Source organism: Rhodococcus sp. 105337, assembly GCF_012844225.1.
GTDB lineage: Bacteria > Actinomycetota > Actinomycetes > Mycobacteriales > Mycobacteriaceae > Rhodococcus.
Map to the genome: position 1 here is coordinate 1 of NZ_JABAGQ010000007.1, position 19,311 is coordinate 19,311.

Genomic DNA, 19,311 nt, shown 5'->3' on the forward strand with positions numbered 1-19,311 from the left:
TATCCAGCACGACTCGTTGATCACTACGTCTACTGCAGAGCCGATCCGAAGTCCACCACTCCACGGGGCACTATCCGAGGCTCCGCCTGAAATGCCGTACGAGACTTAGTGATCAGGTGCTGCGCGGCGGCCCGGTTCGCCAATCCGAGAGTGAGAGTGCGCTCACCGACCCGTCGTTTGAGAGTGTCGGGCGTGTCGTGCGCGACGACACGGCCCTCCCGGAGCACCACGATGTCCGTGGCGAGGACCTCCGCTTCGTGCAGGTCCTGCGTCGAGATCAGAAGAGTGCGGTTCGGGTCGCTGTCGTTCAGTCGCGTCAACTCGTTCCAGAAATCCAGACGGGCGAGTGGGTCCAGTCCGGTTGTCGGTTCGTCGAGAACGATGACGGGCGGTTCGCCTATCAGCGCGACCGCCAGATCGACCTTGCGCCGGGTGCCGCCCGACAGCTGCGCGATTCGTTTGCGGCTGTGTTCTCCGAGGCCGAACAGTTCGACGAGTTCGCGCGCGCGTTCGCGTGCGCCTCGCCGGCCCATTCCGAGCGCGAAGCCCTGGAACTCGAAGATCTCCGTCGGGGTGGCAAGGGGATCGAGCGCATTCGACTGGGGTGTGAGTCCGATCGAACGTCGTGCGTCCCGCAGGTGTTCGCGGGAGTCGTGGCCTTCGATGCGAACACTTCCCGAGGTCGGGGTACGGATAGTCGCGATGATCTCCAGCAGGGTGGACTTTCCTGCGCCGTTGGGGCCGAGGACGATCGTGCGACTACCGCGGGCAACATCGACCGACACGTCGTCGAGGACGACGCGGTCACCGTAGGACTTGGTCAGGGCGTGGATTTCGATCGCGGGTGAAGTAGGCACGAAACCAGACTACCTACCGGAAGGTAGGGCAGCAAACAAGCGGCCCCTGCAACCGAAACCGGGCAGTGCCGTCCTACCGCGACCCCACTGACACGGTTGCTGCAGGTAGCACGGCCGAACACCACTCCACGAGTGCCCGCGCAAGCTCGGTGCGCGCGGACAACTGGGGGGCATGGTCGGTGTCCAGGCTCACGACCGTCGCTCCCGGAACGAGCCGCTGCATCTCCCTCTGCGCGGCGAGTGGGACCGAACGGTCGCGTAGCGCCTCGATGTACAGCCTCGGCAGCGATCCGAATCGATCCGCCGTCCAGATGGGCGCCATGAGCCGCGCAGCCTCGAGTTGCGGACGCAGTCTGCGCGCCGCCTCCATCGCATCGACGGCGTCGGCCTCGTGAAAGAAGACTGCGGCAGCGGCTTCGGGCGGCACCACGGTTCCGCGACCGTCGGCCGTGACCTGCAACCACTTCGAAATCCCCACCGGCGGTTCGAGTCCCAGACCGTCGCACAACTGCCCGAAGTCGACGCCGGACGGCAGCATCATTCCCGCCACGTACGCGACTCCGGCGACACGGTCGGGCATCATCTCCGCGACCTGTGTCGCAACGATGCCACCGCCGGAGTGCCCGACGACGAACACGGTGCCTTCGAGTCCGGCCACGTACTCGGCGACGTGTCCGGCAACGTCGTCGAGCGTGACATCGCGGTCGGCCCACCGGCCCACCCCGGGCAGCGACAACGCGTGCGGTGCATGCCCTGCCGCGGTCAGTGGTTCCGTCACCGTGTCCCAGACCCAGCTACCCGCCCACGCCCCGTGAACGAGGACGACATGGCTCACGATCGGTTCTCCCCCGCTGCGGCGAGCACCCGCGCCGCTTCCCGCTCTGCCGCGGTGTTCTTCGTGCCGTGCCGGGAGCCGGCAAGCTTCGCCTTGATGTGGTCCCGCACGACGACGGGTTCGTACGGATCGGGACCCGCATACTCCGGCAAGGTGGAGACGACCGCGTCGACGTTGCCGTCGTGGAAGTAGGCCACCGAACGACGACGCTGAATGCGACCGTCCACGACGGGAGGCTTGACCCGATGCAACGTGGACATCCAGTGATCGTCGGTGATGCGGGCGGTGAGGTCGCCGAGATTGACGAGCAGCGCTCCCGGCGACGGGGACACGTCGTGCCAGATGCCGTCGCTGCCCAGCACCTGCAAACCCGCAACCCGATCGGCCCACAGCACGGTGACGATCCCGAAGTCGGTGTGCTCCCCCATGCCCGTGAGGTCGCCGTCGAGGTTCACGGTGCCTTCGGGCAGGGCGTAGTTGTTCATCCGCAGCACGTCGATCGAGTGATCGGTCAGGTCGGCGAAGAAGTCCGGTGATTGGCCGAGCGCGTCGGCGAAGATGCGCGTGAGGGTGCGGGCGACCCGGCCGGCCTCGGCGTAGTACGCCTGCACCCGGTCTTCGAAGCCGGGCACGTCGGGCCAGAGGTTGAGTCCGTAGTCGTCTTCGGACAGGTCCAGGTCCGGGAAGGACCGGGCTTCGGTTCCGACGTTGTATGCCTCGAAGAAGTCGTTCATGCGACTCGCGGACTCGACACCGAGGCTCAGGCTGAGCGACTCGCTTTTCGGCGGGCTGTAGCCGCGGTTCGCTCCTTCGACCCGATACTCGCGCTTGACCTCCATCGAGAGACCGAAGAAGTCGTCGACGGCGGAGGTGAGTCCGGCGATCGCCGTCTCCGGAATGCCGTGGCCGAGGATCTGGATGAAGCCGACCCGCGAGCATGCATCGTCGACCGCTCGGGCGACGGCGGCACGCTCGTCGGCGCTGCCACCCCTCACATACGGGTCGATGTCGACGGCGGGAACCTCGAACGGCTCAGACGGTTGCGGGCTCACGTACCACTCCTACGGGTGAAGGAAGATCGGCCGAGGTCTCGGGGGCCGGCGTACCAGGGCCGGACGCGGCACGTGCCATGCGCCCGAGCCGCGTGTGGTTGAAGAGCAGGTTCAACGAGAAGGCGGTGATGGCAGCCAGGGTGATACCGCTGCCGAGCAGGATCTGCGCTGCGGACGGGAACCTGCTGAATAGTCCTTCGGATAGTTCGGGCAGCAGACCCACGCCGACCGCGACCGCGGCGATGGTGGAGTTGATGCGGTCGGACAGGTCCACCGACCGCAAGGTGTTGATGCCGACCAGGGCGACGGTCGCGAACAGGATCAGCCCGACACCGCCGACCACGGGCTTCGGCAGGCCCGCGACGACCGCACTCACCTTCGGCAGCGCGCCGAGAACCACCAGGATCGCTCCCGACGTCGCGGTCACGTAGCGGCTGTACACCCGTGTGGTGGCGACGGCACCGACGTTCTGGGTGAAGACGGTATCGACGAAGGCGTTGAAGATACCGCCGAGCACGGCAGATGCGCCGTCGCCGACGAGGCCGCGTGCGATGTCCCCCTTCGACACTCGTTTGCCGGTGATCTCGCTGACGGCGAGCATGCTCGCGGTGGACTCGGCGAACACGACCGCCATGACGATGCTCATCGCGACGACTGCGGTGATCGGGAATTCGGGCGCCCCGAAGTGGAACGGTGACGGCAGGCCCACCCAGGACGAGCCTGCGACGCCGCTGAGGTCGATCATTCCCAGCGGTACGGCGGCCGCTGTACCGACGACGAGCGCTATCAGCACACCGAGTTGGGCCCAGATGCCGCGGCCGAGACAGAGAAATCCGATGGCGACGGCCATGACCAGGACGGCGAGCAGAATGCCCGCGGGCGAACCGTACGACGGAGCAGAGGGATCGCTGCCGACGATCAGCCCACCGGCGACACCGATCAGTGAGATCCCGACGACAGTGAGCACGGCACCGGTCACGAGAGGCGGGAAGAACCGGATGATCGTGGCGAACGGCCAGGCCAGTGCGAGACCGATGATGCCGCCGACCAGCATGGAACCGTAGACCGCCTGAAGCCCGTATTCCTCGGCGATCAGGATCATCGGAGTGAGACCCGCAAAGGTGGCGCCACAGACGATCGGAAGCCGCACGCCGGCGAGTTTCCCCACCCCGAGGCTCTGCACGATGGTGATGAGACCGGCGATGAGTAGATCAGCGCTGATGAGCATCGCGATGGTGTCGCTGTCGAGTCCGACCGCCGCGCCGAACACGAGCGGGACGGTGATGCAACCGGTGTACATGATGAGGACGTGCTGGATACCGAAGGCAAGTTGCCGGAAGAACGGCAGTCTCGTGTCTACGGGGTGCGGTGAGGTCATCTGCTCGCTCCCAATTCGTATGCGGGGCTGTATACGCTGCCGGATACATCCTGGGGCCCGAAGTTTTCCGGCTCGAGTCCTCATGTTTCGCGTAGGTAAGGACAATCTCACCGCGGAAATACCGGCCCGACGCTCGGGCACGACGAACAGTGTCCGGCCGCGGAGAGTGTTCATCGACAGCTGAACCCGGAACGCACGGGCGGTCGTGGGAGCAGAATGACGCCATGGATCCGAAGCAGGACTCGGTCGTCGATCTGGCCGCCGCCCGCGCCACGCGCACGTCCCGGCGGCCCGAGCCGCGCGCCAAGGCGCCGCAACCTGCACTGCTCCGGCAGATCTACGGCGAGATCCTGCGTGACGAGCGCCGCGACCAGGATCGCAGCCTCGACGATGTCGCCCGTGCCGTCGGAATGTCGAAGCAGTACCTGTCGGAGGTCGAGCGCGGCCGCAAGGAAGCATCGTCGGAGATCCTTCGGTCGGTGTGTGACGCGCTGGAACTGCCGATAGAGCAGTTGCTCGGCCGGGGGATCCGCCGGATGACCGCGCACCGCACGCTCCGGGCGCCCCGGAGCGGCGGCATCGAACTGTGCGCGGCGTGAGCTAGAAGCCGTCCCGCTCGAGCAGGACGTGATCGGCCAGTCCGTACGACACGGCCTCCTCGGGCGAGAAGATGCGGTCGCGGTCGGTGTCTCGGCGCAGTTGCTCCACATCGCGTCCGGTATGCGCGGCAAGGATGTTCTCGGTCTGCGCCCGCACGCGCATCACTTCTGCGGCTTGCAGCGCGAGATCGGAGATGGTGCCCTGCCCTTGCGCCGACGGTTGGTGCAGCAGCACCCGGGAGTGGGCGAGCACGTGCCGCCGTCCCGGTGCGCCGGCGGCGAGAAGCACCGCCGCCGCCGAGGCCGCCTGGCCCATGCAGTACGTGGCGACGCGTGCCCGCACGAACTTCATGGTGTCGTAGATCGCGAGCATCGCGGTCGACGATCCGCCCGGCGAATTGATGTAGAGGCCGATCTCGAGATCGGGGGTCTCGGCTTCGAGATGCAGCAGCTGTGCCATCACGACGTTGGCGACACCGTCGTCGATTTCGGTTCCCAGAAAGACGATTCGCTCGTTGAGGAGCCTGCTGAAGACATCGAACGAGCGTTCCCCCGCCGGCGTACGTTCGATGACGTTGGGGATCGTGTAGGTGCTCATGACAGTCCGATCGGTCGGCCCGCGCCGAACGGCGCGAGTTCGGCGAACGACGCGGCGACGGCGTCGATGATCCCGTACTCACGTGCCTGATCCGGGGTGAACCAGCGGTCCCGGTCGCTGTCCCGCTCGATCTCCTCCACGGATCGGCCGGTGGCCTCGGCGAGAATCTGCTGCGACTGGCGCTTCATGTATTCGAGGTTCTCGGCCTGGATCTCGATATCGACGGCAGTGCCCGCAAATCCGGCCGACGGCTGGTGCATCATGATGCGGCTGTGCGCCAGTGCACTCCGTTTGCCCTTGGTTCCGGCAGCCAGCAGGACCTGGCCCATGCTGGCGGCGAATCCCACGGCGACGGTTGCCACGTCGTTGGGCACGAGCATCATCGTGTCGTAGATCGCCAGCCCGGCGTGCACGGACCCGCCGGGTGAGTTGATGTGCAGGACGATGTCCCGGCGGTCGTCGGCGGAGGCGAGGAGGACCAGTTCCGAGCAGACACGCTCGGTCGTCTCGTCGTTCACTTCGCCGGTGATCTGCACGATGCGCTGACGGAGGAGCCTGTCGGCGAGTTGGTCGCGGTAGTTGGTCTGTGGGGGCGGTGGAATGGTCATGGATCCACCTTCGCCGGATCGGGCAACGCGGCAGCGGCTTTGTCCGCTCACGGCAGACGAGCACCGGGGCAATCCTATTCGAGAACGGTTCCGGCCTTTTCGGGAAGTGTGATCGCCGCACATGCCGCCACGACGAACGACGCCGCGAACACACCGAACACCAATGCATTGCCGCCGGAGTCGAGCAACAGGGGCACGAGCAGCGGCGCGACGATCGACGCGAGTCGCCCGAATGCGGCCGCCGAACCTGTGCCCGAGCCGCGGACCGGTGTCGGATACAGCTCCGGGCCGATCGCATACAGTGCGCCCCACGCACCGAGGTTGAAGAACGACAGTGCCATCCCTGCCGCGATGACGGTCCCCGGCGTCTCGGCGAGACCGAACAGTGCCGCGGCCACTGCGGAACCGGCGAGGAAGGTCGCGAGGGTTGCGCGCCGTCCCCACACTTCGATCAGCCATGCGGCTACGGCGTAGCCGGGCAACTGCGCGAGGGTGATGATCAGTGTGTAGCCGAACGAGGTGACGAGGTCGAACCCCTGGGCGACCAGCAGGCTCGGCAACCAGATGAACGCACCGTAGTACGACAGATTGATGCCGAACCAGACGATCCACAGCGCGCCGGTGCGCGCGCGGAGGTTCGGAGCCCAGATCGAGACCCGCCGGCCGGTGTCCGTCGGTGCGGTGGGTTCACCGGAGTCCGGCGGCGAGACTTGTGAATCCGGGGCGGTGGTGGCGCGCCCGGCCGACTCCTCGTATTCGCGGACGATCGCTTCGGCTTCGTCGTATCGACCCTTGCTCTCGAGAAACCGCACCGATTCGGGCATCCCGAACCGGACGACGAGCGCATACGCTGCGGGCACGAGGCCGACAGCGAGCGCCCACCTCCACCCGTCGTCGTTCAGCGGCACGACGAAGTACCCGATCAGCGCCGCGAGAAGCCAGCCCACGGCCCAGAACGCTTCGAGCGCGACGACCACCCGGCCGCGGATCTTGCGGGGCGCGAATTCGCTGACGAGTGTGGAGGCGACCGGAAGTTCGGCGCCCAGCCCCAGACCCACGACGAACCGGAGGGCGATGAGCATCGCCACCGAGGTCGACAGCGCCGCCGCGCCGGTCGCGAGCCCGTACACGAGCAGAGTCGTAGCGAACACCTGACGACGGCCGATCCGGTCGGCGAGCAGTCCACCCACCGACGCACCGATGGCCATCCCGGCGAAGCCGATCGACCCGATCCAGGACAACTGCGTCGACGACAGATCCCACTGCACCGCGAGCGCGGCCATGACGAACGAGATCAGGCCGACATCCATCGCGTCGAGCGCCCAGCCGGTGCCGGAACCGGCGAGGAGACGGCCGTGCCTGCCGGTGAACGGCAAATCATCCAGGCGCTGCGTGCGTGTGGGCATAACCGCGAAAATTACACGGCACCGCGCCGGGCAGGCACGGTCGGGCACCTACGGGGTCTCATCCCCGCGCTGCGGCCTCGAGCGTCGGCACGTCGATCTTCCGCATCGTCAGCAACGCGTCGGTCACGCGTTGGGCCGCGGCCCGGTCTGAGGAGCCGAGCAGTTCGTCGAGCCGCTGCGGCACGACCTGCCAGGACAATCCGTACTTGTCCGAGAGCCAGCCACACTGCGACTCTTTTCCGCCGTCGGCGGTCAGGGCGGTCCAATAGTGGTCCACTTCGTCTTGGGAAGCACAGTCGATCTGGAAGGACACCCCCTCGTTGAAGGGGAACTGTGGGCCGCCGTTGAGCCCGTAGAACACCTGGCCGTCGAGGACGAACTCCACGGACATCACCGTGCCCTCGGGCACCGGAGCCCCTTCCCCGTAGTACGTGATCTCTCCGACCCGCGAGTTGGGGAACACCGTCGTATAGAACTGTGCGGCGTCCTCGGCATTCATGTCGAACCACAACCACGGCGTGATCTTGGGCATGGTGTTTCCTTCCCGGACGGTCTGTCTTCGGTGTCGACGGTGGTCCGCTGTGGCCACCATTCATGGAGTACGACCCGGAACGGCGACGGAAATCATCACCGGAGTCACAACAATGTTTCTTTCGTGATCATCAGGATGTGGATTCATGCATCCGGTGGGGTATGCCTGCTGCGTGCAGTTGCCCAAGAGTGCCTCCGAATCAGCCGGCTTCGCAGTGTGTACGCAGGGGAAACCCGGTGTGCCGGCAGCCGGACCGCTGTCCGCCGTCCGAGTGGGTCTCCGATGCTGACGGACAGCAACGGCACTGCATCCTTCGCGTCCGGGGGGATCTTCTTCAGGGGTGTCCGCGCCGATCCCGCCTACATCTCGGATCTCCGTCGTGCCGTGCGGCAATGGCTCGAGCAGCTCGATGTCGACGACGACCGCAAGCACGATGTCGTGCTGGCAAGCTACGAAGCCTTGGCCAACGCGGTGGAACACGCATACGACCCCGGTGACGCGTCCGCTTCCCTCGACTTCGAGGCGACATATCTGCCCCTCGATCATGTTCTCGAGGTCCGGGTTGCAGACCACGGTTGCTGGCACGACGCCGACGGGTCCCCCAGCTCGCGAGGCCACGGTCTTGCCTTGATACGCGGTCTTGCGACCGACGTGGTCATCACCCCGAGCCCGCAGGGCACGCACGTCACCATCCACTGGTCGCTGTAGCGCGGGTCTCGTCACCGCGACGTCCGGTCGGCCTCGGTGGGAAGTGTTTGCGCCCAGTCGAGCTCGGGTATATCGGCCGGTACTGCGCCACTGCCGACCCGCCGGCGGGCCCGATCCTACGAGGTGTCCATGTCCACCGATGCGCTCGTCATCCTGAAGAACGACCACAAGGAGATCCGGAAGTTGTTCCGCGATTTCCGTAGCGCCGGCGACAACGCGGTCAAGACCAAATCCGCGATCGTCGACAAGATCATCACAGCGTTGACGGTCCACACCTACATCGAGAACGAGGTGCTGTATCCGCGGGTTCGTGACCTCGTCCCCGACCTCGAGGACGACGTCCTCGAGTCGTACGAAGAACACCACGTCGCCGATGTGCTCATCTCCGAACTCGCTGCGATGTCGCCCGACGACGAACGTTTCGATGCCAAGACCACCGTGCTGATCGAGAACGTCGAGCACCACATCGAGGAAGAAGAGGACGAGTGGTTCCCGCAGGTACGCGAGAGCCTCGGCCGTAAGACGTTGCAGGAGATCGGGGCGGAACTTCTCGAATGCAAGGAGAAGGCGCCCACATCACCCGCGCAGCCGTCGGCACTGAAGAAAGCCGTGGACGCGGTCGCCTCCTAGCGCAGTCGTCTCCTGGCACGCGGCGCGCGGACCGTATCCCGTCCCGTCACGGCATCTGCATGTCCGACAACGCCATCGGCATCATGAAGTCTGCGACGGGCTCGCGCACCCACCACGCTCCGGTCGCCCTGCGCTCCGTTCGAGTGGCGTAGCGGTACCGGAACAGCCGCGCCCGGACACGAACCGGCGGTTGATCAGGGAACGGGTTGTGCCGCAGCAGCTTCAGAGTATCCCGATCGTTTTCGAGTAGCTTGCGCACGAAGCGGGGAAACCAGAGGGCGGCGTAGTCCCGCGAGATCGCGGCGAACCACATCAGCCAGTCGAGGCGGAGGTGGTACGGAGCGTATTGGCGGGGCCGCCGCCGCACATCCCCCGGTTTTCCCTTGAACTCGTACTCCCGCCATTCGGTAGCGGGCGTGTCCACCCGGTCCGCCGTCCCCTCCACGATCACCTCACGGCGGGTCCGGGTGATACTCCCGAAGGCCCCGTAGGCGTTGACGAAATGCCATTGATTGAACGACGCGTTCATCGCTTGCCGCTTCGACGCGAGGTTCCGGGCCGGGCGGTAACTGAGCACCACCGTCACCACCGTCAGGGCCACCACCGCCACCGTGAACGGGAGCGGGGTCGGCCCGTAGTCCGTTTCCACGGGGATGAACCGGGCGTAGAACTCGTCCGGCAGTACGGAGAACGCCAGGACGATGGTGATCCAGTTGAGCCAGGCGAAGTTGCCGCTGGCCACCAGCCACAACTGGGTCAGGATCATCACCGCGGCCGCGATTCCGGCCACAGGCTGCGGGAGGAACAGCGCGAACGGAACCACCAGTTGCGTGACGTGATTTCCGGCCACCTCGACCTTGTGCACGGGCCGGGGCAGCAGATGGAACCAGCGGCTCAGCGGTCCGGGCATCGGCTGTGTCTCGTGGTGGTAGTACAGGCAGGTCAGGTCGCGCCAGCACGGATCGCCCCTCATCTTGATCAGCCCGGCCCCGAACTCCACCCGGAACAGCACCCAGCGCATGAGGATCAGCACGAGAAACGGCGGTGCGACGTCGGCGTTGCCGAGAAAGATCGCCAGGACACCCGCCTCGAGCAGCAGCGACTCCCAGCCGAACGAATACCACGCCTGGCCGACGTTGACGATGGACAGATAGAACGCCCACATCACGAACCAGACGCCCATGCACACGACCAACGGCATCCGCTCGGTGAACCCGACGAGCGTGAGCGCCGCCAGGATCGCGCCGACCGTGGCGAGGGTCGCGAAAAGACGGTCGGAGTACCGGAAATGGAACAGACTCGGCGAACTCCTGAAACTGCGTGCGGCCAGGTAGTCGGGCACCGGAAGCAGTCCTCGCGTACCGATCAGCGCCCGGAACTGCAGAAGTGCGGCAAGGAATGCGACCAGGTACAGCGCGGCGAGCCCGCGGGTGACCAGAAGCCGCCCGATCGTGTAACCGTCCGCCGCCGCCCACTCCATCACGTCAGCCCGTGTCCGCTCCGCTGTCCCCGTCCACCTGTACGAGCATGGCACCGCCGGAGCCGGGCGGGACGACTACGCCGGGATTTCCCGACGTAGACCGCTCGCTCGCAGCACCTGCCGTGCCACGCCGGCGCGTACCGATTCCTCGGTACCGATGACCCGGACGTGGACGCGAGCCCGGGTGATCGCGGTATAGAGCAGTTCCCGGGTGAGGAGCGCGGACTTCGCTTCGGGCAACACCACCGACACCGTGCCGTACTGACTGCCCTGGCTGCGGTGAATCGTCATCGCATAGACCGTGTTCACGGCGGACAACTGGCTGGGGTGCAGCAGATAGGGCTCCTCCCCTCGCGCGAAAGCCGCGACGAGTTCGTCTCCGCGCCGGACGACCACGCCGGTGTCACCGTTGTAGATGCGCATGTCGTGGTCGTTCGCCGTGACGAGCAACGGCTGTCCGGGATACCAGCGTTCCGGATCGAGATAGCGTCCGGTGGCGGCCCCGATCCATTCGGTGGCCTGGCGTGCCCACCGTTTCACGCCCGCCGGGCCGTCGCGGTGCGCACACAGCAACCGATGGCTCTCGAACCGCTCGAGTGCTGCGGCGACGTCGCCGCGCTCTGCTGCCGCCGTCACCTCCTCGGCCGACCGGACCACGTCGGCTCTCAGTGCGGTGAGATCCGACGGGCTCACGAACGACACCTCGGGGCTGCTGCTCCCGAGGATCTGCATGACCTTGTCGCCGTCGCCCTGGCGGACCGCGGTCGCCAACTCTGCGATTGCACCGCCGAAGCGTCGTCCCCGGCTCAGACGCACCACACCGCCGCGCAACCGTGCGTGTTCCCTGACGCTCAGTCCGCGCTCTGCCAGATCACCGGGGGCGGCAAGATCGCGTGGGACCGCGAGGTCGTGCGGGACCGCACGCTCGAACACCGGGTTGAGCGTGCCGGTGATGGGCCGACCGACCAGGTCGGCGAGCACCGCACCGGCATCGACGGACGCGAGCTGATCGGGATCGCCCACCAGCACCAGCCGCGTGTCGGGACGCACCGCTTCGAGCAGACGGCACATCATCGTCAGCGACACCATCGACGTCTCGTCGACCACGATCACGTCGTACGGCAGGTGATTGCCGGCGTGATAACGGAAGCGGGTGCGGCCGCGTTGCCATCCGAGCATCCGGTGCAGGGTCATCGCCGTGAGGTCCGGAGGAAGTTTCAGCTCGGTTTCCTGCTCGCGCACCGATTCCTGCAGGCGGGCCGCGGCCTTTCCGGTGGGAGCGGCGAGGCCGATTCGCAGGTCGCGCCCGTGGAGTGTGGTGAGCAACGCGAGGATGCGTGCGACCGTGTGGGTCTTGCCTGTGCCCGGGCCACCCGCGATCACCGTCGTCAGATGGGTGGCCGCGAGCGCGGCGGCGATACGCTGCCGATCGGGGGCAGGAGCGGGAAGCGACGGGTCCGCCTGGTCCCGGAACAGGTTCGTGAGAGCCGAACGGAGTTGCTCCTCGTCTACCTCGGGGAAGCGGCCTTCACGCTCGGCCAGGACCCGCCGGATCGTTTGCTCCTGCCGGAAGTACCGGTCGAGGTACAGCAGCGGCCCGTCGGCGGTCTCGACCAGACGCAGTGGGCGCAGTGTGCCCGGGCCGCCGCCCACGACGAGCGGGCTGCGGCGCAGGGCGGCGAGGACGTCCTCGTCTCGCGGCCACGGGAGGTCTTCGGGAGCGACCAGGGGGTTCCCGTTTTCGTCCTCCTCCACGGTGACATCACGCAGGCGGGTCAGGTCGAGGCATACGGAACCGGCACGCACCGCGCGGACCGCGAGTGCGGTAGCGAGATGCACGTCTGTGTCCGTTTCCCCGCCGAGGGTGGCGAGGCGCACGGCGACGTGCACGTCCGCGGCGGCGAGGGCGCCCGCCTCGTTGAACGTCCGGAGGGCGCCTTTGCCGCGCTGGGCTATTCGCGCATCTGTCACGACACGGCCTTTCCGGCGAGCAGGTCCGACAGATCGGCGACGAGGGCGGCCGGAGGCTGCCAGTCGAAGACACCGCTGCCGGGTGGGCTTTCCGGGCCGGCCATCCCCCGGACGAACAGGTACTGCACCCCGCCGAGATGCACCTCGGGGTCGTATCCCGGCAGACGCCAGCGCAGGTATCGATGCAGTGCCACCGCGTACAGCAGGGCTTGCATCGGGTAGTGCGCACGGATCATCTCGGCGGCCATCGCCTCACGGGTGTAGTGCGCGGTGGTCAGTTCGTCGACCCGCGCGAGACGGTTGGTCTTGTAATCCACTATGACGAAACGGGATTCGGGGGTGCGCAATACCGCGTCGATACTGCCGGTGAGGTAGCCCCGCAGCGGCACCGGCTCGAGGTGTCGCACCGCATCGGCATACGGCAGCATCGGATCACCGGGGGCGAGGTGCCGGCGCATCAGGCTCGCCACGCCCTCGAGCGTGACCGTGATCGGCGCCGGGGTGTCACCGCCGGTCAACGGCAATTCGAAATCCAGTTCCGCGAGCCTGGCGGCGGGACGGAAGTCGGCGAGGGTCCGGCCGAGCGGGCCGAGCGGGGTGCGCAGCACCGGGAGCAACGCGCCGGCCAGTTCGTCGGCGTCGATCTGCGACAACCGTTGCGCGACGACCTCCCGGCAGCAGGCACGGAGTTCGGCTTCCAGGTCGGCAGCCGAGGTATCGACGACTTCGAGCACCGCGTGCACGAGGGTGCCGAACACCGTGCCGCCGGGCAGATGGTTCATCGGGGACGGAATACCCGCGACTGTTGCCTCGGTGGCCGTGTCCGCGGCGACGAGCGGAGCCTCTTCCGGCTCGTCGTCCTTCTCCGGTTGTTCCACTTCGCTGCCCACACCCGGCTCGTCGTGCGCGGCGGCGGTGAGCGCCGAATAGGATGTGCGACGCCATGTTTCGTCGATCACCCGGTCGAACTTCGCCGCGGCGAGGCGGCCGTATTCTTCCCGGGGCGCCGACCAGGTGAGGTGGGGAATCGGGAACTGTCCCACGGGTTCGACGGCGATCAGTCCGCCCGCGGGGGCAGCCCACCTGTGGAACTCCTCCGCCATCGCGTCGTCGTGGGGCACTCGACCCTCCGCGGCCAACTCCGGCGAGCCCGGTTCGCGGGCGAACAGCAACCGGTGCAGCGGTGAGCGCGACGTGGGAGTCGACGGCGCCCAGGAGAGCGTGAGCTGACATTTCGCCCGGGTGACCGCGACATACAGCAGTCGCAGTTCTTCACCGGCCTCTTCCTCGTCGTGCGTGCGCTTGCGTTCCGCGTAGCCGGGACTGCCTTTGCCGCCCACGTCGAGGATGCGACGTCCGTTCTCGTGGAGCAGGAGTCTGTCGGGCTCGGGATTCTTCGCGGCGTCCCAGCCGTACGGAACGTAGACGACCGGGAACTCCAGGCCCTTGCTGCCGTGCACGGTCAGGATCTGCACGGCCGCGGCGTCGCTGTCGAGACGCCGGATGCGGTCGGCCGACCCGCCGTCGGGGTCGTTGATCCTGTCTTCGAGCCACCGCGTCAGTGCCGCGAGACCGAGTGATTGACCGGCCGCCGCATGTTCGAGCAACTGTGCGACGTGCCGTAGGTCGGTGAGCCGGCGTTCGCCCGACGGCTCCTCGAGCAGTCGCGCCTCGAGCGCACCGTACGCTCCGATGCGTTCGAATACCGCGGAGAAACCCGATCGGATGTACACCGCGGACAACTCGCGCAACAAGCCGCCGATTTCGGCGACCAGTTCGTCGCCGCGTTCGTCGACGTCGGACACGGTGCGCCCGAGCAGCGGGGTCAGTGCCGCGAGCCGGACGCGATCGGCCCGGTGCGGCTGCTCCAGCGCGTAGAGCACCCACAACCACTCCCTGGCCGCCGAGGTGGAGAACACACTCGTCCCCCCGGCCAGTACGCACGGCACGCCGGCGGCCACGAGTGCGTCGTGGACGAGGGACACCTGCTTGTGCTTGCGCAGCAACACCGCGATGTGAGCCGGCTCGACACGCTCCGGACCACGGCCGAGATCGACTGTGACGTCGTCGTTGTCGAGGATCTTGACGATATCTGCCGCGACATCCTGGGCGACACGCGCCCGGAGCCCGTCCAGGTTCCTGGGGAATCCCCAGTCGTTGAGGGGGCCCGCGCCGGCACGCGGCAGATGCCTCAGCCGTATCGGGGCGAGACCGGTCATCCGGGATCTGGGTTGTGCGGCATCGACGCGGTTCGCGACGATTCGCGGATCTCCCAGCGCCGCACCGCCGTACACGTACTCGCACGCTGCCACCAGGTCGGCGTCGCTGCGCCAGTTGGTGGTCAGCTCGCAATGCGCGTCCGACGAGGACACTGCGTCGAGGTAACTCAGTACTTCCGCGCCGCGGAAGGCATAGATCGCCTGCTTGGGGTCGCCCACGAGCACGAGCCGGCAGTGCCCGTGGAACGCCCGCCGCAGGATCTCCCATTGCTTGGGGTCGGTGTCCTGGAACTCGTCGATCAACACGACACCGAACCGGTCGCGCACACGGCGACACGCGTCCTCGCCGTGGTCGGGGTCGAGCAGAACGCGGTGCAGGAGAGCGAGTTGGTCGTCGAAGTCACGCAACCCCATACGCCGTTTACGGTGCTCGACCTCGCTCCGCACCTCGCGCGCGAAGTCCACCCGCTCGCCCGCGGGAGTGCCGTCGGCGCCCTCGGGAGCCAGTTCGGATTGGGGATCGAAGATCGCGGCGCGTGCTGCGGTCTTCGCCTCCGCAAAACGGATCGGTGCCTCGCTCCGCCCGTAGCGGCGCAGGTACAGATCGGTGACCACCTCGGCGGTGAGGTCGTCGACGTTCTCGACCACCGTGACGTCCGGCTCGCGTTCACCGGCGATACCCAGTTCACCGAGCATCCTCTGACAGAATCCGTGCGTGGTGGAGATGGTGCCCGCGTCGAAATCCGACAACGCCTGACGCAGTCGCGCGCGGCGGTCGTGGACGTCGTCGGCGGCGAGGTAGCGGATCAGCGGATCGGCGCTCCCCCGGGCCGTGTCCGGGTCCGCGAGAGCAGTCGCCACCTCCGCAAACCGGTTACGGGTACGTTCGCGCAGTTCCTGGGTTGCGGCACGGCTGAAGGTCACCAGCAGAAGCTGGGACAGGTCGACCACACCCTCGGCCACGAAACGCGTCGCGAGTCCGACGATGGCGTAGGTCTTGCCCGTACCGGCACTGGCTTCGAGGACGGTGGTGCCCTCGGGCAGGGGGGCGAGCAGATCGAAACTCGCGGTGGACACGCTCGATGTCGCCGACGACGATACGGACACGAGATTTCCTTCCGTCACGGCCTGGCCTGATTCTCCGACGCGAGCAACGGCTCCCACAACCGGCGCGCGAGGACACCGAAACGACTGGGATCGTCGAACCAGGAACGTTCGTCGTCGAGAGGCTTCGGGTCTGTGAGAGCACCGAGCGTCACTCCCGATCCGTGCAGGTAGCTCACGTGCCGATCCTGCCCGTCGCCGAATGCACCGCCGAAAGCCCGGCTCGCCGCGGTGATCGCCATCTCGACCGAGTCGCCCCGGTGCCGCCGCTCGGCATATTCGGAAGACGCTCCGGTCACCATCGGCAACGGTGTCCGCAGTCCCCGGTCGCGCAGGTCTACGAGGCGCCTCAGTTGTTCCGCGGCGTCGGCGGGGGCGAGCAAGGTGGACCGCCACGCCGGCAGCCGCGAGCGGCTTCGCCCGGTGGTGACGGCCTGCCACTGCCCCGGCCGGCCGGACGCCGCAACGGCAAGCAACTGCACCCACGCGGTGAGTCGATGTTTGGGACCGAGCTTGGAGTACGTACTCCGGGCTACGACCGTCCCGTGCACGCCGCTCACTGTGCCGGTGAATCTGCGCCCGTCCCCGAGATCGAAGACGACGTCGACGGTCTGTGCGCGTCCGGCATGGACCGGCGCACATGCCGCGACGAGGCCTTCGACCTCGTACGTCACATCGTCGAGCACCTTCTCGCCGAGCGCATACGGTGGCAGCGTGCCGCGGCGCCACTCCGCTGCCCGGAAATCCGCGGCCGACATTCCCGCCAGCCGCGCTTCGAGCATGCGGTCGCCGAGGTTCCACTTTGCCAGCGGGTCGAGTTCGGCATCGAGAGCATCCACGATGCCTTCGTCCAGCTCGGGGATTCGTACGCCGAGGCGTTGCCGCAGAAAGCCCTGGCTCGGGTGAACCAGGAACGCGACGAGGTCGTCGAGGTCGACGTCCGTGAGCACCGGAGGAGCGAGCGTCTCCACCGCCAAACCGGACGGCGCTACAGGATCGCGCGAATGCCGTTGTGTTGCTCGGGCTCCCGCGAGTTCGGCAGCATCGAAACCGAACGGGGCGTCGGCCCGGAAGTTGCGGGGATCGAAGGGCTGCAACGGATGACGGCGCACGATCGCCTCGTCGTCGGCGGTCGTGCCGGCCATCGTCGTGATCACGTCGCGAATCTCCGTGAGCGGAATAGCCGGTGGCCGTGCGGCACCGGTGACCGCGTCCGCGCCGGTGTAGAACAAGAGAACCCGCTCGGTCGCGGACATCATGGCATCGAGAAGCAGCTGACGGTCCTCGCTGCGGGAATCCCGTTCTCCGACACAGGGATTCTGCGCAAGCACATCGTCGCCGTCGATGTGCGCATTGCGGGGGAAGACGTCGTCGTCGAGCCCGAGCAGCACCACCACGCGATGAGGTACCGACCGCATCGGCACCATCGTGCACACCGTGAGTTCACCCGTGCGGAAATTGGCTCGGGTCGGGCGTCCTGCGAGGCGGCTCGCGAGCATGGCGCGCACATCGGCCAGCCGCAGTTCCGCGCCGCCCGCGTGCTCGACAGCGGCACCGATCTCACGGTGGGCCTGCGCGAGCTGCCATGCGTCGGCGGGCGCGGCATCGGTGAGCAGATCGAGCGCCTGCATGAGCGCGGCCGACCACTTCTCGGCCGGGTGCGGACCGCGGATCCCCAGCAGCGACACCGTGAGCCTGTCGATGTACTCGGCGAACCTGCCGGCCAGATCGATGTCGTTGCTGTCGACGTCGTCGAGGGGCAGTGCGAGGGAGAGCCATTCACCGCCGGACTCGTCGGCGGCGACGCCGAGGAGAATCCGGTCGAGGGCTGTCCCGAAGGTGTTCTGCGGGAAGTCGGCAAGACCGAACGGGCGGCGTTGCCACGTGCCGAGTCCCCAGCGTGCTCCGGTCTCGGCAGCCCATTCCTGGAGCCGTTCGAGATCGTCGTCGTCGAACCCGAACCGGCGCCGAACCGGGGCCGCGGCCGCGAGATCGAGCACTTCGCTGGCCGTGACGCGGGCGTCGGCGAGGCCGAGGAGGGTGTCGAGCACCGACAGGACCGGATTGGTCTGGCGCAGCCCACGATCGGCGAGTCGCACCCGCAGCGTGTGCCCCGCGTGCTCGCCCACTCCCCGCCCGAACGCGGCGTGCACGAGAGGGGCATAGGTCTCGACGTCCGGGCACATCACGACCACATCGCGCGGCTCGAGGGTGGGATCGTCCTGGAACAGGTGCAGCAGACATTCACGAAGGACCTCGACCTGGCGGGTCGGTCCGTGACATGCGTGGATCATGACGGTGCCGTCCGCCTGCGCGGAGCCCGGCTCCGGGGCGCGGTCCGCCCGGATGTCCGACTGCACTCGGCCGAGCAACGTGGCGGGCGGCTCGGGGGCCGCGTGGGTGATCTCGGTGGCCTCGAGGCCCGACAACCGCCTTTCGAACTCGCGCACGTCACGTCCGAGCGCTGCGAGCAGCGGGTGACGGACACGGAGCGCGCTGTCGTCCTCGGCGCGACACAGCGGGGTCTTTCCGTCCGCGAGCGCAGTCCACATGGCAGGACTCGGGTGCGGAACCCACAGGTGCACGTCGCGGTGGGCACCGAGCGCCGAGACCACCGCGAGTTGCACCGCGTCGAGACGGGTGGGGCCGAACAGCGACACGCGGCCGGGCAGGCCGACGATCTCCGGTTCGGCACGCAACCGCGCGCACAGGGTGCCGAGTTGCTGGGACGGACTGTCGGTGCCGATGCGGTCGCGCACGCGACGCCACAGTTCGGCCTGCCAGCGGAGGTGGTCGGCGAGCGGGGCGCCCGTTCCGTCGGTGTCCCGTCCGGCCGCCCACTCGGCGATCATGTCCGGACGTTGCAGTCCGTAACTGCGCAGGAGGTCGGCGAGATGTGCGGCGGTCGCATACCGGCGCCCCGCCCGATGGTCGTCGGCGCCGTGGCCGAGGTGCCGGGCCAGCGCGGCGCACCACGGCTCTCCGACGGAGTCGTCGATGACGTCGAGCACGGTCCACAACACTCGGGAGTGGAGCCAGGGGTCGTCTTCGGCGGTGGTGTCCGACGCGGCGGCGAGCACCTCCGCGACCAGCCGGGACGGGGACGGGAAATCGATGTTGGCGGCGACGCCGTCGCCGTGTGTTGCGCCCAGCACCGTGGACAGACGCTGTGTGAGCCAGCGTTCGATGCCGCGAGCGGGCACGGCGACGATGTCGCGTGCGAACGGGTCGGCGAGCGGCGCCGTCAGCAACTCGCCGAGCGCGTCGGCAAGGATGTCGGTGCGTTCGGCACGGTGCAGCGTGAGCACGCGTGGGCCCCCTCGTGGTCGACTCG

General features: G+C 67.5%; 15 protein-coding genes. 3 read left to right on the forward strand and 12 right to left on the reverse strand.

Annotated elements, in window-relative coordinates; all coding sequences use genetic code 11:
• Positions 1–29: 29 nt before the first annotated feature.
• From HF886_RS12665 to HF886_RS12680, 4 genes are all read right to left on the reverse strand, one after another.
• On the reverse strand, positions 30–857 hold the full coding sequence (locus HF886_RS12665; protein WP_169652472.1) for an ABC transporter ATP-binding protein: 828 nt from the start codon (positions 855–857) through the stop codon (positions 30–32).
• Between the two features lie 73 nt (positions 858–930).
• Complete coding sequence (locus HF886_RS12670) at positions 931–1,692, reverse strand: alpha/beta fold hydrolase (protein ID WP_169652473.1); 762 nt, start codon at positions 1,690–1,692, stop codon at positions 931–933.
• Positions 1,689–2,744: an isopenicillin N synthase family oxygenase gene (locus HF886_RS12675; RefSeq protein WP_169621587.1), complete on the reverse strand. Its 1,056-nt coding sequence runs from the start codon at positions 2,742–2,744 to the stop codon at positions 1,689–1,691. The genes HF886_RS12670 and HF886_RS12675 overlap by 4 nt, the downstream gene beginning before the upstream one ends.
• Positions 2,725–4,122 (reverse strand): nucleobase:cation symporter-2 family protein, encoded by a 1,398-nt coding sequence (locus HF886_RS12680; RefSeq protein WP_169652474.1) that lies wholly within the window; start codon positions 4,120–4,122, stop codon positions 2,725–2,727. Before HF886_RS12680 ends, HF886_RS12675 begins: the two co-directional genes overlap by 20 nt.
• 224 nt (positions 4,123–4,346) lie before the next feature.
• Here HF886_RS12680 and HF886_RS12685 point away from each other — a divergent pair, with 224 nt between their 5' ends.
• Entirely contained in the window at positions 4,347–4,721 is a 375-nt protein-coding gene (locus HF886_RS12685; protein WP_169652475.1) for a helix-turn-helix transcriptional regulator, read from the forward strand.
• Position 4,722: 1 nt separating this feature from the next.
• Here HF886_RS12685 and HF886_RS12690 read toward each other — a convergent pair whose 3' ends face one another.
• The 4 genes from HF886_RS12690 to HF886_RS12705 form a co-directional block, all read right to left on the reverse strand.
• Positions 4,723–5,319 (reverse strand): ATP-dependent Clp protease proteolytic subunit, encoded by a 597-nt coding sequence (locus tag HF886_RS12690; protein WP_169652476.1) that lies wholly within the window; start codon positions 5,317–5,319, stop codon positions 4,723–4,725.
• Positions 5,316–5,927 carry an ATP-dependent Clp protease proteolytic subunit gene (locus HF886_RS12695; protein ID WP_169652477.1) on the reverse strand — a complete coding sequence of 204 codons (612 nt, stop codon included), beginning with the start codon at positions 5,925–5,927 and terminating at the stop codon, positions 5,316–5,318. The genes HF886_RS12690 and HF886_RS12695 overlap by 4 nt, the downstream gene beginning before the upstream one ends.
• 74 nt (positions 5,928–6,001) lie before the next feature.
• Entirely contained in the window at positions 6,002–7,333 is a 1,332-nt protein-coding gene (locus tag HF886_RS12700; RefSeq protein ID WP_169652478.1) for an MFS transporter, read from the reverse strand.
• A gap of 58 nt (positions 7,334–7,391) precedes the next feature.
• The gene (locus tag HF886_RS12705; RefSeq protein ID WP_169621581.1) at positions 7,392–7,865 is read right to left on the reverse strand and encodes a VOC family protein; all 474 of its coding nucleotides are present in this window, start codon (positions 7,863–7,865) and stop codon (positions 7,392–7,394) included.
• Between the two features lie 282 nt (positions 7,866–8,147).
• Between HF886_RS12705 and HF886_RS12710 the strand changes: the two genes are divergently transcribed.
• Together HF886_RS12710 and HF886_RS12715 are read left to right on the forward strand one after the other, a co-directional pair.
• Positions 8,148–8,573, forward strand: coding sequence for an ATP-binding protein (locus HF886_RS12710; RefSeq protein WP_169621580.1), 426 nt, complete (start codon positions 8,148–8,150; stop codon positions 8,571–8,573).
• Positions 8,574–8,702: 129 nt separating this feature from the next.
• On the forward strand, positions 8,703–9,203 hold the full coding sequence (locus HF886_RS12715; protein ID WP_169621579.1) for a hemerythrin domain-containing protein: 501 nt from the start codon (positions 8,703–8,705) through the stop codon (positions 9,201–9,203).
• Between the two features lie 46 nt (positions 9,204–9,249).
• Here HF886_RS12715 and HF886_RS12720 read toward each other — a convergent pair whose 3' ends face one another.
• The 4 genes from HF886_RS12720 to recC all read right to left on the reverse strand — a co-directional run bounded on the left by HF886_RS12720 (position 9,250) and on the right by recC (position 19,285).
• Positions 9,250–10,683, reverse strand: coding sequence for a lipase maturation factor family protein (locus tag HF886_RS12720; RefSeq protein WP_169652570.1), 1,434 nt, complete (start codon positions 10,681–10,683; stop codon positions 9,250–9,252).
• Positions 10,684–10,758: 75 nt separating this feature from the next.
• A complete protein-coding gene (gene recD, locus HF886_RS12725) occupies positions 10,759–12,654 on the reverse strand; it encodes an exodeoxyribonuclease V subunit alpha (RefSeq protein ID WP_169652479.1) in 1,896 nt (631 codons plus the stop codon).
• The gene (locus HF886_RS12730) at positions 12,651–15,980 is read right to left on the reverse strand and encodes a UvrD-helicase domain-containing protein (RefSeq protein WP_346765358.1); all 3,330 of its coding nucleotides are present in this window, start codon (positions 15,978–15,980) and stop codon (positions 12,651–12,653) included. Before HF886_RS12730 ends, recD begins: the two co-directional genes overlap by 4 nt.
• Before the next feature lie 14 nt (positions 15,981–15,994).
• The gene (gene recC, locus HF886_RS12735; protein WP_169652481.1) at positions 15,995–19,285 is read right to left on the reverse strand and encodes an exodeoxyribonuclease V subunit gamma; all 3,291 of its coding nucleotides are present in this window, start codon (positions 19,283–19,285) and stop codon (positions 15,995–15,997) included.
• Positions 19,286–19,311 lie beyond the last annotated feature (26 nt).

Bases quoted from the DNA above. Each gene is read 5' to 3' on its own strand.
- HF886_RS12680 (WP_169652474.1), bottom strand. From the start codon at position 4,122: ATGACCTCACCGCACCCCGTAGACACGAGACTGCCGTTCTTCCGGCAA.
- HF886_RS12685 (WP_169652475.1), top strand. From the start codon at position 4,347: ATGGATCCGAAGCAGGACTCGGTCGTCGATCTGGCCGCCGCCCGCGCC.
- HF886_RS12690 (WP_169652476.1), bottom strand. From the start codon at position 5,319: ATGAGCACCTACACGATCCCCAACGTCATCGAACGTACGCCGGCGGGG.
- HF886_RS12695 (WP_169652477.1), bottom strand. From the start codon at position 5,927: ATGACCATTCCACCGCCCCCACAGACCAACTACCGCGACCAACTCGCC.
- HF886_RS12700 (WP_169652478.1), bottom strand. From the start codon at position 7,333: ATGCCCACACGCACGCAGCGCCTGGATGATTTGCCGTTCACCGGCAGG.
- HF886_RS12705 (WP_169621581.1), bottom strand. From the start codon at position 7,865: ATGCCCAAGATCACGCCGTGGTTGTGGTTCGACATGAATGCCGAGGAC.
- HF886_RS12710 (WP_169621580.1), top strand. From the start codon at position 8,148: ATGCTGACGGACAGCAACGGCACTGCATCCTTCGCGTCCGGGGGGATC.
- HF886_RS12715 (WP_169621579.1), top strand. From the start codon at position 8,703: ATGTCCACCGATGCGCTCGTCATCCTGAAGAACGACCACAAGGAGATC.
- HF886_RS12720 (WP_169652570.1), bottom strand. From the start codon at position 10,683: ATGGAGTGGGCGGCGGCGGACGGTTACACGATCGGGCGGCTTCTGGTC.